This is a genomic window from Nostoc sp. NMS2 (assembly GCF_017115105.1).
Taxonomy (GTDB): Bacteria; Cyanobacteriota; Cyanobacteriia; order Cyanobacteriales; family Nostocaceae; genus Nostoc.
Genome location: NZ_JABXKH010000095.1, coordinates 20795 through 38024 on the forward strand (window position 1 = coordinate 20795; position 17230 = coordinate 38024).

Annotated in this window: 10 protein-coding genes; 4 read left to right on the forward strand and 6 right to left on the reverse strand. The window is 41.8% G+C overall.

From position 1 onward, the window contains the following. Nucleotides 1-278: 278 nt before the first annotated feature. Together HWQ36_RS17365 and HWQ36_RS17370 are read right to left on the reverse strand one after the other, a co-directional pair. Complete coding sequence (locus tag HWQ36_RS17365; protein WP_292704936.1) at nt 279-1904, reverse strand: DUF4335 domain-containing protein; 1626 nt, start codon at nt 1902-1904, stop codon at nt 279-281. A 240-nt stretch (nt 1905-2144) separates the two neighbouring features. Beyond that, on the reverse strand, nt 2145-2750 hold the full coding sequence (locus tag HWQ36_RS17370) for a DUF3038 domain-containing protein (protein WP_292704937.1): 606 nt from the start codon (nt 2748-2750) through the stop codon (nt 2145-2147). Nucleotides 2751-3468: 718 nt separating this feature from the next. Here HWQ36_RS17370 and HWQ36_RS17375 point away from each other — a divergent pair. Together HWQ36_RS17375 and HWQ36_RS17380 are read left to right on the forward strand one after the other, a co-directional pair. Next, nucleotides 3469-4416: a molybdate ABC transporter substrate-binding protein gene (locus HWQ36_RS17375; RefSeq protein WP_292704938.1), complete on the forward strand. Its 948-nt coding sequence runs from the start codon at nt 3469-3471 to the stop codon at nt 4414-4416. 64 nt (nt 4417-4480) lie between these two features. Further along, nucleotides 4481-5299, forward strand: coding sequence for a PEP-CTERM sorting domain-containing protein (locus HWQ36_RS17380; RefSeq protein ID WP_292704939.1), 819 nt, complete (start codon nt 4481-4483; stop codon nt 5297-5299). Nucleotides 5300-5726: 427 nt separating this feature from the next. Here HWQ36_RS17380 and HWQ36_RS17385 read toward each other — a convergent pair whose 3' ends face one another. The 4 genes from HWQ36_RS17385 to HWQ36_RS17400 form a co-directional block, all read right to left on the reverse strand. After that, nucleotides 5727-8153, reverse strand: coding sequence for an endonuclease MutS2 (locus tag HWQ36_RS17385; protein WP_292704940.1), 2427 nt, complete (start codon nt 8151-8153; stop codon nt 5727-5729). 87 nt (nt 8154-8240) lie between these two features. Beyond that, nucleotides 8241-8534: a DUF2288 domain-containing protein gene (locus HWQ36_RS17390; protein ID WP_292704941.1), complete on the reverse strand. Its 294-nt coding sequence runs from the start codon at nt 8532-8534 to the stop codon at nt 8241-8243. Between the two features lie 91 nt (nt 8535-8625). After that, nucleotides 8626-9663 (reverse strand): AI-2E family transporter, encoded by a 1038-nt coding sequence (locus HWQ36_RS17395; RefSeq protein WP_292704942.1) that lies wholly within the window; start codon nt 9661-9663, stop codon nt 8626-8628. Between the two features lie 145 nt (nt 9664-9808). Continuing rightward, nucleotides 9809-10447 carry a lysophospholipid acyltransferase family protein gene (locus HWQ36_RS17400; RefSeq protein ID WP_292704943.1) on the reverse strand — a complete coding sequence of 213 codons (639 nt, stop codon included), beginning with the start codon at nt 10445-10447 and terminating at the stop codon, nt 9809-9811. A 275-nt stretch (nt 10448-10722) separates the two neighbouring features. On the opposite strand from HWQ36_RS17400, the gene HWQ36_RS17405 reads away from it, so the two are divergent. Together HWQ36_RS17405 and HWQ36_RS17410 are read left to right on the forward strand one after the other, a co-directional pair. Then, nucleotides 10723-16128 (forward strand): ATP-binding sensor histidine kinase, encoded by a 5406-nt coding sequence (locus tag HWQ36_RS17405; protein ID WP_292704944.1) that lies wholly within the window; start codon nt 10723-10725, stop codon nt 16126-16128. A gap of 74 nt (nt 16129-16202) precedes the next feature. Then, nucleotides 16203-17230 (forward strand): serine/threonine-protein kinase (locus HWQ36_RS17410; protein WP_292704945.1); only part of this gene is annotated, 1028 nt, incomplete at its 3' end.

A 17230-nucleotide genomic window follows, 5' to 3' on the forward strand; every position in this document is an offset into this window, starting at 1 on the left:
CTACCTTTGATATGAGTTATTAATACCAATTATTAATTCGTAATTAGTAATTAAGAAGCGTAATATTTCATCTGGGTTTCCAGACTTGTATCTATAGTTTAGTTTTGGAGAATTGGTGTTAACATTAATTATATTTATTGGTAGGGTTGCTGGTATCAATAGTAAGACCAGTTTCATAACTGGACTTCAACAAGTAAGCTCAAGAGCAATTGTAGTAAGTAGAAACTGGCACAAGATTTGTACCAGTTTTACAAGTGGCATTAAAAGGATGAGTTTAGCTATTCATCTGGAAAAGTCTGCACCTTGCCATCAGGACTGAGAACAACTCGAATTCTGACATTTTGTCCGCTTCTATTGGCGGAAACAAAAGGTTTACCAACTTCAGGCATCCCAGTGCTATCAACGAATTCTCTTGCTGCCTTATTAAGGGGAAAAATTCGTTCTACTGTGCCGTCAACACTGACTATCAAACTGTACTCTAATGTTTGTCCTAGTCCAGTAGGTGGTTGCCAACGCTTTCTTAAGTATTCTCTAGCTTGTGCGACTTGAGGTGTGTCAAATAATGTACCAGTAGCTACTTCTCTAGATTTAGGGGTTTTGCCTCCGTCCCCCAATTGATCGATGAATGGATTATTCTCCGCAGTTCTAGATGAGGAAAGTTGTGAAGCAGGTTTTTCTCCAGGAGAAGGTTGCTGTAGGGAATTGATTCTTTCGTCTAGCTGTTGTGAGGTTAGTGGCGAGGTTTGGGTACGAGTATTGCCACCATTATTGGGTATAGTGCTAAGAGACGGGGGGGAAACTGGTGAGATATTAGTTGGTAAGCTGCCCGCGTTAGAAGACAGTCTGGGTGGCAAATTTCTCAGTTGAGGGAGAGTACCAGCTTGGGGATTTGACCCTGTAGGGTTCTGTCCAAGATTGGGTGCTATAGCTATTTCCTGTCCTGGGATTTTACTTGATGGTGCGTTAGCGAAGCTCGGCGAAGGCATCGCTCGATTACCAGGAAGGGTTGCAGTCTTGCCCTGGGTTGTTGTCACTGCATTATTTGGAAATAGAGGTGGTGGTGCAGAGAAACTAGAACCAGGGGCTGTTAAAGGTGCTTGGGGCAAAGTAGATGTGGAAAGTGGAGGAGTCGAACCTAGCAAATTATCCGATGGAGTGGTAATTCCAGGTTCAGGTGTAGGGAAGTTTAGTGAACTTGAAGGTTCTAAAGCAGCCTTTACTGCTGGATTTGATGTTTTGGCTGTCTGCTGTTCCTTTTCCCTAATGCTGTTAGCATATTGCCAAGTAAGTGGCAAGAAACCTATACCTAACACTAATACTGCGGCAACAGGTGCCCAAGTAGGGAACCTCAGAGTTGAACTCGTGCTGTTGAGAGTTGGGAGTGCCATGACATCAGTTGAGTATTCATCTAAAGCACTTGCCAAATCGAATAATTGCAGCAGAGTGAGTTGAATTACGGGGCCAGATGAGTGGTTGGCGAGAGAACCGAGAAATAAGTTGTGAGTTAAATAGCTGCTTGGTTCTAAGCGGATAATTGCTCCAGGAAACTGGGTGCTAAAAGAATTTAATGTTTTTGTTGAGGACTTTAATTCCGGCTCACCCAGTGCTGTGCTTGATTCCTGGGTACCGGAGAAACTGATCCAAAAGCTTTCTGGAGATTGTTGGAGGAATTGCTGTACGTAGTTTGTGACTGCATCACATAAAGCTTCAAGTTGCTCGCGATCGCCCCGAATTGGGATTCTGTGTTCTTCTGGGAGTCGGGGATCGTCAAAGCGTAGCTCAAAGCTTAGGTGTTTGAGGACAGTTTTACCCATCCACCGGGACAGAGGTGAGCTTTGGGCGAATACTTCTAGCGTGCAAGTAGGTGGTGTGTAGCGACGAATTACAGAATTTGATAGAGGCATGGCAGGAACTGCGAGGAAGACTATTTGGGATTTTGCAAAAAGTTAAGCCAGTTGCGTGCAAAGAAAAGTTGAAACGGTGGATTCCTCCACTCAGAACTTTGTCAGTGTTATGTATTCTTGTGCCAGGAGGAAGCAGTGCTGATAGTGCATCGTGCAAGGGCTAACGATTATCAAAAGGGTTTCCCGATCTAGCAAACAAATCACAAGCGAATTTTGATTGAGGAATTTCAAATTTCAAATCTAAAATTTTGTCGAACGGTCTATAAGTGCTAGCCAGAGACGGCGATGCCCACCAGGGGCACTGTAAAAAAGTAAATCTACAAGCAGTTTTAGTGCCAGGTTGGTAAGCAAATCTGTTGAGATTTGCTCGTCCTCTTCCATCCGCTCTTGGTAGGTGTTGCAAAAAGCATCAATGTAATCTCCAAGTAAAGCAGTCTGGTGAGGTTCCCGGTTAGTTTCTGCCATTTGTTCCAACAGACCGACAGCGCGGCGAATCAATTCCTGGTGCTGTTTGGCTAAGTAGCAGATGATCAGAACAAGCGATCGCGCTTCTTCGACATCTAGCTTTTTCCGCCCTCCTTGACCTTTACGTAGGGGATTTGACTGGCGCAGTCGCCATAAAGCTACGCGGTCTGGCACTCTTGACTCTAAATTCAGATCAGTTGCCGCCGAAAGCATAGCCTCTGAACCAATCCCAGTTAAGGTTTCTAACGCCAACAGCACCAAGTCTAATTGGGTTTTGATATTGTCCCATTGAACTGTGTTTGGGGCTGGAAGCTTGATTAAATCCTCCCACTGGGAATTTGGCGTGGCTGAGTTGGCGGCCGAGTGCATAACTTTTAGCATAGGTGATCAAGCTGATAGGGGATGTTGCTGTTACCCATTTTGAAACCAGACTCTCTAGCATCAAGCTTGGTTTCCCATAGCTATCTATGAGCCAGAGACTTCAGCTAGATTTTTCTATGTGGTAAACAGCATGTATCTTTGTCCTACTCTAGATGAAAATTTATTTTCAACAAAGTAGAAAAGTATCAATTCTAATTAAGGTCTACCTGACTTTCACTGCTAATTCCGTACAAGAGTATAAATAAACTATTGTTTTGAATGCTAACTGCTAATTATCGCTAAGTAATTATGTAGAATACCTCTTACATTTATTTACGGGTTGAAATTTTGAAATTTCTTGATGTTTATTACTTATTCTTAATGTATACATAATTACTATACAAATCTTTTGCCTGTTTAGTTTACTTAAAGGTTCTTCTTGCTGCTATAGAGCAGTTTAATTTGTGTGCAGCCTGTTATTTCAGGACAGGGTGGGCAACATCAGGATGATTGATGCCTCCTGCCTTCATTGATAAAGTCAGCGTTTGAAGATGTTGGCTAATTGATTTCGTCCAACTTAGTTGGTACTATAGTTATAATCGCAAACCATACATATCAAAACTCATTTATTACTTTTATGGTTAGAGGTAATAGTTTAGACTTTTTCCAACAACCATACTTAAGTATGAGTTATAGATAATTCACTGAGTAGTAATAGCAACGCAATAATATAATAACGATGAAAAAGCGTTTTTTTGCCTTTTCACTGATAGTTTGTGCTGTCAGTGTGACTCTACCAACTCAGGCATTGGCGGTTAAGCTATACGGTGCTGGTAGTTTACGCGATAGCCTCACAGAAATAGGTGAATCTTTTAACGAGAAATATGGGATTCCAGTAGAAACGCGATTTGGGCCGTCTGGTTTAACACGAGAATTTATAGAAAAAGAATTCTCCGAAACCGGAAAATCCGCAGATGTTTTTGCTAGTGCAGATATTGATAACCCTCAGACATTGTTTGAGGAAGGTTTAAGTGAACCTGTAGTGAACTTCACTAGCAACCGCATGACTGCTGTTGTCAGATCGGGACTTGGTATCACATCAAATAATTTGTTGGATTTTTTGCTAAAACCCGAAATCAAGTTGGGAACCTCCACACCTGTAGCAGATCCATCTGGAAACTATGCATGGCAGATATTTGACAAGGCCGATCGAATTATACCTGGTAGCTCTCAAATTTTGAAGGATAAAGCCTTGCAGTTAGTAGGTGGTAATCCTAATGCTCCGATTGTTCCTAATGGCAAAAATAATTTAGTCTATTTTCTCGAAGAAACAAAGCAGGCAGATATCTTTTTAGCTTATTACACCAGTGGGAAGACTGCTCAATTAACAGAAGGTGGTGAAAATTTGCAAATAGTAGAATTACCCGATTATTTAGCAACGAAAGCTAATTATGGACTGACTACCCTGAAAAATGCCGATCCTGACGGTGAAAAATTAGCTGAATATATTCTGTCACCACAAGGGCAAGAAATTTTAGCAAAGTATGGATTTAGTGCCCCCTCTACTTCTGTTCCCGAACATCAGGGTGTGGGTGGAATTTTACTAGCTGTGGGTATAGCTTTAATCTTGAATAAAAAGCAAGAATTGGTCAAAAAGCAATTAATCAAATCAGAATTACACAGGTAGAAAACTTATTAATATTATCTTTTTCTGAATTAACACGATACTACATCTAACATCTAAGTAAAATATGAATAAGCTTAAGACTTTTTCTTGTTCCTCTGAAAAAATAGCAAAGGCGAGTATAGCTCTGATAGCAGGAATTTCATCAAGTATTCTGCTTGCTAACCCTATCCATGCAGCCACCCTTGGTCAAAATCTTATTGTTAATGGAGATGCAGAACAAGGACAAGGAGATCCCATTGGTAATGCTGTTGGGACTGATATCCCCTTTATCCCTGGCTGGATTCCAACTGATAGTTTCAGTGTGCTGCAATATGGAGCGACAGGCTTTCAATTTACTAATGCTTTGGGTAATATTGTCGCCGTTAGTGGACTTCCTGATGCTAATAGTTCCGGGCCAAGTGTACGAGGAAATAATCTCTTTTTCGGTGGTGCTGATAGAAGCTCATCAAGTGCTTCTCAGTTAATTGATATAGCTGAACTTGCCTCTGTAATTGATGCTGGTCAAGGAGCATACGATTTGAGTGCCTGGTTAGGTGGCTATGACACTGATTTGGATAATGTGAAATTTAGTCTTAATTTCCTCAATCAAGATGGTCAAACTCTGGACACAACATTTATTAATTCCCCCACTCCAGACGAAAGAAATAACACAACAGGTTTATTATTCAAGTCTACGAAGGGTTTTGTTCCCGTTGGTGCAAGACAAATTAATGTTGTTCTGGATATGAACTATGTCCGTGGGCGCGTAAATGATGGCTATGCAGATAATCTCTCGTTAATAATTACCAAAGTTCCAGAACCATCATTTTCAGGTTTATTACTAGTTAGTTCATCTTGTTTCTTGGTATGGAAATTACGTAGAAATAGCCAACTTTTACCGTAGTTTGTATGATATTTATCCTAACTACTGGGGATGAAATCAGACAAATAACAGGTGTAGAGAATACATTTATCCTAAGAGGTTGTTTGAAAAGTATTTTTCGTAACATCAAAGCCTCGGAAACCTAACCCCCCTAGCCCCTCTTCCCTACGTTCGCGCAGCGTGCCGAAGGCAGGGAATGGGGGTTTCAAAGCCTCTCTCCGCTTGCCTAACGGCAGGCTGACGCCAACGGGGAGAGAAATGGAAGCGGGGTTTCTAGTATACTTTACGACTTTTCAAACATCCTCTAATTAAGATTCTTTGCAAATGAACTTTATAAGCTCTTTGAAGACGCGATAAATCGCGTCTCTACACCGGGGTTTTGGGCTTATCTGAACCGTATTGCTTTATAAGGACAAATGGGACGAACCAGCAGCTTTCACATTAATTGCTACTTTTTGATGTGAGCAATGGTAACACCACTGCCGCCGTCTGCTTGTTCTGCTGGTTCATAGTTATTCACTCTGGAATGCTGTTGCAAAAAGGCGTGAACTCCTTGTCGCAGCTTGCCAGTTCCGTAACCGTGAATAATCCAGAGTGGGCCTGTAGCTTCCGAAATGGCTTTATCTAAAATGTATTCGGCATCAGCCACCCGTTTACCACGCAAATCGATGGTATTTTGGGAAGTCCGAATTTCTGGGACATTTTGTGGTGGTGGAGTTACTGGTGCTGGGGCTGGTTTGGCTTTAACAACTGGTTCGGGTTTTTGACCATCTAGAGATTCTACGTCTTGCAACTTCACCGTCATCTTCATTAGCCCAAAGCGAACGCTTAACTCCCCATCTTCATTAGGGGCGGCGATTACATCTGCTATCTGTCCGAGTTTGGGAACGCGGATGCGATCGCCTATTTTGGGCATAAACCCAGCTTTTGGTTTTGCTGGGGTTGCTGGCTGATAAAGCTGGCCAATTTGATTCAAAGCATTGGTGGCTTGCTGGGCTTCTTGGGCTGTGGGCGTACCTTTCTGCAAGCGGCGAATCACTTGGGCAATTTCACCTTTTGCTTGGGCGATCGCTTGTTGGACTGCTATTTCCTGTGAAGCCCGCAAACTACTTTCTCTTTCTTCCAAGCTTGCGGCTTTTGCAGATACTTCTTTGTATAAACGTTCCGCTTGCTGCAACAAACTTTGAGCTTCGGCTGCTTTGGTTTCCTGGCGACGGCGTTGGGCTTCTAAGCCAGCAATCACCTGGTTGACTTCATCTGTGGCCTCTCCCACTTGGATTTTCGCCTCTTCTACAACTTCTGGTTTTAATCCCAGGCGTAAGGCAATAGTTAAGGCGTTAGAACGTCCAGGGATGCCCCACAGCAGACGGTAAGTAGGCGAGAGAGTACTTTCGTCAAATTCTACAGAGGCATTTTCAAACCGCTCATCTTCGTATTTCAGGGCTTTTAGTTCGCCAAAGTGAGTAGTGGCGATGGTTAGCTGGGCATGGTTGGCTAGATATTGCAACAAGGCGATCGCTAAGGCGCTACCTTCAACGGGATCGGTTCCTGCGCCGACTTCATCAAGTAAAACTAGGGAATTGGGCATGGGGCATGGGGCATTGGACTCGCCCTCATCCCCCTCATCCCCCCGACTCTCCAATGCTTCTAAAATCCGACTAATCCGGCGGATGTGACCAGAGAATGTAGATAAACTTTGCTGTAAGGATTGTTCATCGCCAATATCTGCCAGCACTTGATCAAACCAAGGTATTTCTACTGGTTCGCGGGCGGGGACAAATAAACCTACTTTGGCCATCAACGCTGCTAACCCTAGAGTTTTTAAGGTTACAGTTTTACCGCCAGTATTTGGCCCGGTAATTGTTACTACCCGAATTAGCGGGTTAATCAGCAAATCTACAGGAACTACTGGTTGCCCTTGTTCGTGCTGTTGTTGCCACACTAACAGAGGATGTCGTAAGTTCCGTAAGGTAATGATTTCCTTGTCTTCACGCTGAATAAATCGCGGGGGATTCGCTCCTAGCCAGTAACTATAACGCGATCTAGCGGTTGCCATATCTAAAGTAGTGGCGATCGCTAACAATCTCTCTAAATCTGCTTTGACTGCGGCTACAAGTTCTGTCAAAATACGGCGAATCGCTTCTTCTTCCGCTTGCTCTCTGCGGATAATTTGCCGCAGTTGGTTGCCTAGAGGGACTACTGAATTCGGTTCTACGTACAGCGTTGCACCACTGGTAGAGGTATCGTGAACTATACCGGGGATGGCATCTTTTTGCGGTGCTTTTACAGGGATGACAAAGCGATCGCTGCGTTGGGTAATTAGCTGTTCTTGAACTGCCCCAGATTTTGCCTGTAAGATATTTTGCAGCTTTTGGGTAATTTGGCTGCGTAATCGCCGCACATCTGTGCGAATTTCTCCCAGTTTTTGACTCGCGCGGTCAGTTACCTGGGCCCGTTCATCAATACATCGGTGAATTTCTTGTTCTAGTTCTGGATAAGTCCGCAAATCGGCAACCAACTCAGTCAGTATGGGCAAATCTTCCTGATTGTCAATGACACGGCGCAAACTTCTAGCACCCGCGAGGGTGGTAGCGATCGCTAACAGTTCCTCTCCTGTCAAAACTCCACTGCGTTCTGCTCGTTCTAAAAAATCGCCAATATCTTGAATTCCCTCAAATGACAGTCCCGTAGTGAGGCGACTTTCAAGTTGATAGACTTCTTTGGTTTGCTCTAACAACTGTTCGCTTTGGGTCTGAGAATCGGGTATTTTCAGATGACGCGCAGCTGTCGCCCCCAGCTTAGTTGCCGCGAAAGTGGCAAGGTGCTGGCAGAGGCGATGCCATTCTAATAATTCTAAGGTTTCAGATTGGATCAAGGTTTCAACATCTAATCTGAAATTATCGTAACAATTCTAGCTCCTAGATGGATAAATCTTAAAGGAGAAAATTTTGCTTTAGTTAAATCAGCCAACTATTTCCTTCACCAAAACGTAAGGCTGAACGATAAGAGTATTAAATCGCTTACTGCGCTCAAGATTCCATTCTCCCACTTGTACTGGTGTGGGTTTGGTAATTAATTGCTCATCGATCCACAGTTCTACTGATGGAATGTCATCACTGGCGATCGCTACTCCAACATCTACTAAGTTTAACTCCGGTGTCACCAAAATTACTGCATCTCGTTGTACATGAGGAATTAGCCACTCCCACTCTGCCTCATCCAAAATTTCTGTTAATTCCGCTCTTAAATCCGACATTATTCCTCAATATTGATTGATAGATGGCTATTTTTACATTATTCACTAGTTCTTAGTTCGTGACAAATGACAAATGACAAATGACCAATGACTAAACTTCAGATTTCATTTCATCAATTTCAAATAAAGATACAATTACTCCTGCAATTGGAATAGATATAAAAACACCTAATAATCCTGCTACTCTAGCGCCTACTAATAAAGCAAAAAATATCACTACAGGATTAAGATTCAGCGCACCTTGCATAATTCGGGGTGCAATTAAGTTGTCTTGTATCTGCTGGAGGACAATACAAGCTATCAAGACTTTCAATGCTAACCAAACACCTTGAGACAATACAAATAAAGTTACTGTGCTTACTCCTAATGTTGCTCCTATGCCAGGAATAATATCAACGACTCCGACTATGATTGATAATATCAAAGCAAAAGGTACTTTTAATATTAAGAAAACTAGAAAAGTCGTACTTGTAAGAAACGCACTTAATAATAACTGTCCTCTAAAAAATCCTAAAAAAGACCGTCTGATTATATTTGTAAATCTATTGCGGCGCTGTTTTGGAACTATTTTTAAAATAAAATTCCACAACTTGTCTCCATCTAATAGCATGAAGAAAGCCACAACTGCAATCAAGACAAAAGTCACAAAATTCGTCATGAACCCTTGTAAAATAGCCAAGCTAGTTACAAGACTTGATACAGCTTGATTCCGCAATTGTTCTTCAATAAAACTTAAATCTATTTGTAAATTCCGGCTTCGCAAAAATTCTTCTATTCCCTCTAACAAAGGTACTAGAGAATTTAAAAATGCAGTGATACTATCAATTAATTGTTGTCCTTGAGATAAAACCGTTAAGCCCACGGTAATTATCAGACCGCCTATAATCACAATACTGAGTAAGAAAACTACGCCAACAGCTACGCCGTGGGGCAAAAAACGCCGCAGCCATTGTACAGGATAGCTGAGTAAAAAAGCCAAAATTGCCGCAAATGTAAAGATAACAATGACCGCTTCAAAGTAAGCTAAAAGTTGTACAATTGCCCAGCCAGAAGCGACTAGAAGCAAAAAGCGGACTAACGCCAGATTATTTAATCGCTCCCAAAAATTCTTGGCTTCAAAGCCGCTCATAATAATTCGTAATTCGTAATTCGTAATTCGTAATGACGCTCGTGACGCTCAATGACTGGCTACCACTGCGCTATTGACTTTAAGATTAGAGAAATTTAATAGCGATCGCTACCTCCTTAAAGCATACATTTATCGCTTGTCTAACTCATCTTCCTAAATCATGCATTTCGTTGATTACCGTTGCACACTTTTGTGTTAGACTTTCCAATTCCTCTTTATTACTGGAATTGGGAGCATCAATCAAGTTACCAATTCTCACAGTTATGGGAACTGCGTGAGGTAGGGATGATCCTTTTTGTAAAATCTTTTCAGTACCCCAGACACTTACTGGTAATATCGGGGCCTTTGCTTTCGCAGCCAGGAGCAGTGCGCCTCTTTTGGGGTCTGTAATTCGACCATCTGGGGTGCGAGTACCTTCCAAGAAAACACCGACAGCCCAACCTTTATTGAGATATTCTAAAGCGGAACGGATGGCATTGCGATCGGCATTTCCCCGACTGACTGGGTAAGCACCGTACAGTTTAATCGCTTGCGCCAAAACGGGGATATTAAATAACTCTTCTTTTGCCATGTACGCCACCGGACGACGTACACAATTAGAGACAATCGGCGGGTCAAAGTAACTAGCGTGATTACTTACTACCAGTAGTGGCCCTGATTGGGGGACATTTTCCGCACCATAAATCTGGCCCCGAAAGTAAGTGTGCAGCATGGGGCTGACGACTGACCATTTAAAGGCGTGGTAAAGCGCCAGACTAATGAACGGTTCGCGGTTTTTGTCCACAGAAAATAATGCAAATTAAACTGAATTTACTCGATGTGCAACTTATCCTTAGAACCCCGCTTCCATTCCTCTCCCCCACTCCTGAGAGGCTTTGATTCTTGCTCCCCAACGCTACAAGGGTTGGGGTTGGGGGTTAGGTCTGAGAGAAAGTTGCACACGGCGTGAATTTAGCATACGCGATCGCCAGTCTCAGATCAAACTCACAAAATCTGTAGACATAAATTGCTTTACCCATCTGGGAATACTAAATCTGGAAACTATCAGGATTTAGCAGTATGGTTAGCAATTTAATTAATATTCCCAGATATCAAGTTAGCGAAGAACTATACAATGGTTCAAGAACCCTAGTTTATCGCGGGTATCGAGAAGCTGACCACAAACCTGTAGTAATTAAAGTACTGAAAAATCCTTATCCGGCTTTCAGCGAACTGGTACAGTTTCGGAATCAGTACACTATTGCTAAAAATCTCAACTCACCTCTAATCATCCAAACCTATAGCCTGGAATCCTATCAAAATGGCTATGTACTGGTGATGGAAGACTTTGGGGGGATTTCCCTAAAAGAATATTTTACTGCTGTAGAGACGGGATATATCGCGTCTCTGCAAGAGTTTTTACAAATAGCGATCGCACTGTGTAATACCTTAGATATATTGTATCGTGAGCGGATTATTCACAAAGATATTAAACCCGCCAATATTTTAATTAATCCCGAAACCAAACAAGTTAAGTTAATTGACTTTAGTATCGCATCGCTACTACCACGAGAAACGCAAACGCTAGTCAATCCCAATGTGTTAGAAGGGACACTAGCTTATATTTCTCCAGAACAAACAGGCAGAATGAATCGGGGGATTGACTATCGGACTGATTTTTATTCTTTGGGTGTAACTTTCTACGAATTACTTACAGGTGAGTTACCTTTTCAATCAAACGAACCGATGGAATTAGTACATTGTCATATTGCCAAAGCAGCACCCTTAGTACATGAAAATAACCGGCAAATACCGTCTATTTTTTCGGATATTGTCAATAAATTGATGGCGAAAAATGCCGAAGATAGATATCAAAGTGCATTAGGACTGAAGTTTGATTTAGAAAATTGTTTACATCAACTACAAGTTTGTGGTAGTATCGATAGTTTTGAAATTGCGAGTAGGGATGTGTGCGATCGCTTCATCATCCCTGATAAACTTTATGGAAGAGAAACCGAAGTAGAAACCCTCCTCCAAGCATTTGAGCGAGTCAGCTTGGGTGCAACAGAAATGATGCTGGTAGCTGGGTTTTCGGGAATTGGTAAAACCGTTGTAGTTAACGAAGTTCATAAACCAATTGTGCGGCAACACGGTTATTTTATCAAAGGGAAATATGACCAATTTCAACGAAATATTCCCTTTAGTGGCTTTGTGCAAGCATTCCGAGATTTAATGGGGCAATTGTTAACAGAAAGTGATGCACAGATTCAGCAATGGCGAAACCAGATATTATCTGCTGTTGGAGAAAATGGACAAGTAATTATTGAAGTTATTCCCGAATTATCAAGAATTATAGGTGAACAAGCCCCAGCAACAGAATTATTAGGAATAGCGGCACAAAATAGATTTAATTTATTGTTCCAAAAATTTACTCAAGTCTTTACCAGTGCTGAACATCCATTAGTAATGTTCTTAGATGATTTGCAATGGGCAGATTCAGCATCGCTGAAGTTAATGCAGCTTTTAATGGCTGATACAAGTCATCTTTTGTTAATTGGTGCGTACCGTGATAACGAAGTTAATGCAGCACATCCCTTAATGTTAACTTTGAGTGAAATTGAAAAAACGCTCTTCACGATTAATACAATTACTTTAGCACCACTGAGTCAAAGAAAAGTTAATCAGTTAGTTGCTGACACACTTAAATGTGCAGAAAGTTTGGCATGGAATCTTTCGCAATTAATATATCAAAAAACCAAAGGAAATCCGTTTTTTGCAACTCAGTTTATCAAAGCACTACATCAAGAAAACTTCATTCAATTTGATTTTGAATTAGGCTGTTGGCAATGTGATATTGCACAAGTAAATCAGCAAGCGGTTACAGATGATGTTGTTGCTTTTATGGCATTTCAATTAGAAAAAATGCCTGACTCAACTCAGCATAGATTGCAGTTAGCAGCTTGTATTGGCAATCAATTTGATTTAAAAACATTGGCAATTGTTTCGTCAAAATCAGAAATCGAAACAGCTGCGGATTTGTGGAAAGCATTACAAGAAGGGCTGATTTTACCGATTAGTGATGTTTACAAATTCTATGTCGGGCAAGAAATTGAAACAGTTACTCAAGAAAATCAAGAGACTGTTACATACAAATTCTTACACGATCGCGTCCAACAAGCCGCCTACTCTCTGATTGCCGAAGAACAAAAACAAGCGACTCACTTGCAGATTGGACAACTCCTCCTGAGTCACACCCCTGGAGCTAGACAAGAAGAGAAGCTATTTGATATTGTCAATCATCTGAATCAGGGAGCCGAGTTGATCGCTCAGTCGAAAGAACGCGATCAACTGATTCAACTCAATCTGCGGGCAGGACGGAAAGCAAAACTGGCGACTGCTTACGCTGCCGCGATCGCCTATTTCAACACTGGGATAAACCTGCTGCCGAGCGATGCGTGGCACAACCAGTATGCCCAGACGTTAGCACTGTATGAAGACGCGGCGGAGGTGTCGTATCTGGGCGGCGATTTTGAGCAAATGCAGCAACGGATTGATCGGGTTCTGCAATATGCTGATACGCTGCTGGACAAAGTAAAGGTCTACGAAACGCAAATTCAAGCCGCGATCGTTCAGAATCAGTTTCTTCAGGCATTGGAAATGACCCTGGCATTGTTAGAACAATTAGGAGTAACGTTCCCCAAGCAGCCAAGCCAAGCCGACGTGGGGCAAGCCCTCCAAACTACGGCGGCACACCTGAGCAAATGCTTAATCGCAGACCTGGCTGATTTGCCAATCATGAGCGATCGCACCGCAAGAGTCATCGTTCGCCTGATCGTAAAATCTTTGTCTGCTGCCTACATTGCCAAACCAGAGGTGCTGCCACTGTTGGTCTGTACTGGAATCGACTCATTCCTAAAATCTGGTAATAGCCCCCTATCGACTGTCGTATATTCCTTCTATGGAGTCATTCTATGTGGAATGGTTGGAGACATCGAAACGGGCTATCAGATCGGTGAATTGACTTTAGATTTACTAGCGAAGTTTCCGTCTAGAGAAATTCAGGCACGCGCCGCATTTACAGTTTACTGCTTTGTCAAACCCTGGAAGACCCATACAAATGAGACCTTGAATCCATTACTAGAGAACTATCAGAGCGGATTAGATAATGGCGATAGTGAATACTCTGCCTGGTCTGCCATTATTCACTGCCAATGCTCCTACTTTGTTGGTGAGAATTTAGCTGTGCTTGAGCCGAAGTTCAAGCTTTACGGTGAAGCTGTAACCAAAATTCAGCAAGATGGAGCGTTCAACTATCTCAGCATCTTCAGGCAGTCGATTCTCAACTTGTTAGGTTTGTCAAAAGACATTTGCCAGTTAGAAGGTGAAGCTTACAGCGAAGCAGAAATGCTGCCGATCCAGCTTACTGCTAACGATTTATCTGGATTGCTCCTCCTCCATCTCAACAAGGCAATTCTCGGTTATCTCTTTGAAAATCACGATTTAGCTCTAGAAAATCTAAATTTGGCAACTCAATATTTGCAAGGTGGCATTGGTTCACAATCGCTTCCGGTTCTGTTTTTCTATGATTCACTGGTGTGTTTATCCATCGCACCCGACTCGCAAGATACCGAACAAGAAACCTGGTTAGCGAGAGTTGCTGCTAATCAGGAAAAGATCCAGAACTGGGCACAGTTTGCCCCCATGAATCATCTGCACAAGTGGCATTTGGTTGAAGCTGAACGGTGTCGCGTTTTGGGTAACAAAGCAGAGGCGATCGACCACTACGATCGCGCCATTGCTGGAGCCAAAGCCAACGAATATATCCAAGAAGAAGCATTAGCTAATGAACTTGCAGCCAAATTCTACCTCGATTGGGGCAAAGAAAAAGTCGCCCAAGCATATATACAAGAAGCCTACTATTGCTATGCTCGTTGGGGAGCCAAAGCCAAAACCGACGACTTAGAAAAACGCTACCCCGAACTACTACAACCCATCCTGCAACAGCAACGAATCAACCTCAACGCAAGAGAAACGATCGCCCTTCGTGGAACTTCTTCATCCACTCGCACTTCTACCACAGGTAGCACCAGCATTTCCGATGTCCTAGATTTTACTTCTATCCTCAAAGCTGCTCAAACTATTTCTAGCAGCATCGAATTAGATCAACTCATCACCAGTCTCACCCACATCATCCTCGAAAATTCCGGTGCGAAAAAATCCGTCCTTATTCTCCCCCAAGAAGATACTTGGCAAGTCAGAGCAATTACCTTAATTAACCATCAAGACAATTCCCCTGTTCAAATACAAACTTGCCTTTACCCACAACTAATAGACAATTGTCAAGATATCCCCAGAAAAATTATCAATTATGTCAAGAATACTCAACAAACAATTGTCATAGATAATTGCCAAACAGATATTCCTGGGGTAATTGGGGAATATATGCTAGAGCATCACCCAAAAAGTGTATTATGCACACCAATTATTAATCAAGGGCATTTGGTTGCTATTCTCTACCTAGAAAATGAACTCACAAGCGGGGTATTTACTAGCGAACGTCTGCAAGCGATCAATCTACTTTCTTCCCAAGCAGCAATATCGCTAGAAAATGCTCGACTTTATCAACAAGCACAACAAGCATTACAAGATTTACAACAGGCACAATTACAAATTGTTCAAAGTGAAAAAATGTCGGCATTGGGTAACTTAGTTGCTGGTGTAGCTCACGAAATGAATAATCCCCTTGGGTTTATTGCTGCTAGTCTCCAACAAGCTAAACCAACGTTTACCGATATTATCGAACACTTAAAACTCTATCAAGAAAGTTTACCTAACAAGAATGAAGAAATTCTTGACCACGAGTCAGAAATCGACTTGGATTATAGCTTAGAAGACTTGCCCAAGATGATTGATTCTATGTCTATGGCGTGCGACAGGCTAAAAAATATTAGCACCAGTTTACGTACTTTCTCTCGTGCAGATAAAGACTACAAAGTGCCGTTTAATATCCATGAAGGCATTGATAGCACCATTCTCATTCTCAAACATCGTCTCAAAGCCAATGAACAACGTCCATTAATTGAAGTTGTCACCAACTACAGTAATTTACCTCAAATTGAATGCTTCCCAGGTCAGTTAAATCAGGTATTTATGAATCTTCTAGCAAACGCAATTGATGCGTTAGAAGAATCTAATCAGGGACGCACTTTTGAGGAAATCAAAGCTCATCCTAATCGCATTACAATTACGACCTCAGTCGAAAGTAGTCTAGTTAAAATTGCCATTCTGGATAATGGTAAGGGGATGAGTGAATCAGTTAAAGAGAAAATATTTGACCATTTATTTACTACAAAAGATGTAGGTAAAGGTACGGGATTAGGATTAGCGATCGCTCGTCAAATTGTTGAAGAAACCCACAATGGCAAATTGAGTTTTAACTCAGTTCTGGGTGAAGGTACAGAATTTATCATTGAAATTCAGGTGTAAGGTTTTGCTCTTGTTGGTAAACAACTCTAGATATCTGGGAATACTAAATCTGGAAACTATCAGGATTTAGCAGTATGGTTAGCAATTTAATTAATATTCCCAGATATCAAGTTAGCGAAGAACTATACAATGGTTCAAGAACCCTAGTTTATCGCGGGTATCGAGAAGCTGACCACAAACCTGTAGTAATTAAAGTACTGAAAAATCCTTATCCGGCTTTCAGCGAACTGGTACAGTTTCGGAATCAGTACACTATTGCTAAAAATCTCAACTCACCTCTAATCATCCAAACCTATAGCCTGGAATCCTATCAAAATGGCTATGTACTGGTGATGGAAGACTTTGGGGGGATTTCCCTAAAAGAATATTTTACTGCTGTAGAGACGGGATATATCGCGTCTCTGCAAGAGTTTTTACAAATAGCGATCGCACTGTGTAATACCTTAGATATATTGTATCGTGAGCGGATTATTCACAAAGATATTAAACCCGCCAATATTTTAATTAATCCCGAAACCAAACAAGTTAAGTTAATTGACTTTAGTATCGCATCGCTACTACCACGAGAAACGCAAACGCTAGTCAATCCCAATGTGTTAGAAGGGACACTAGCTTATATTTCTCCAGAACAAACAGGCAGAATGAATCGGGGGATTGACTATCGGACTGATTTTTATTCTTTGGGTGTAACTTTCTACGAATTACTTACAGGTGAGTTACCTTTTCAATCAAACGAACCGATGGAATTAGTACATTGTCATATTGCCAAAGCAGCACCCTTAGTACATGAAAATAACCGGCAAATACCGTCTATTTTTTCGGATATTGTCAATAAATTGATGGCGAAAAATGCCGAAGATAGATATCAAAGTGCATTAGGACTGAAGTTTGATTTAGAAAATTGTTTACATCAACTACAAGTTTGTGGTAGTATCGATAGTTTTGAAATTGCGAGTAGGGATGTGTGCGATCGCTTCATCATCCCTGATAAACTTTATGGAAGAGAAACCGAAGTAGAAACCCTCCTCCAAGCATTTGAGCGAGTCAGCTTGGGTGCAACAGAAATGATGCTGGTAGCTGGGTTTTCGGGAATTGGTAAAAC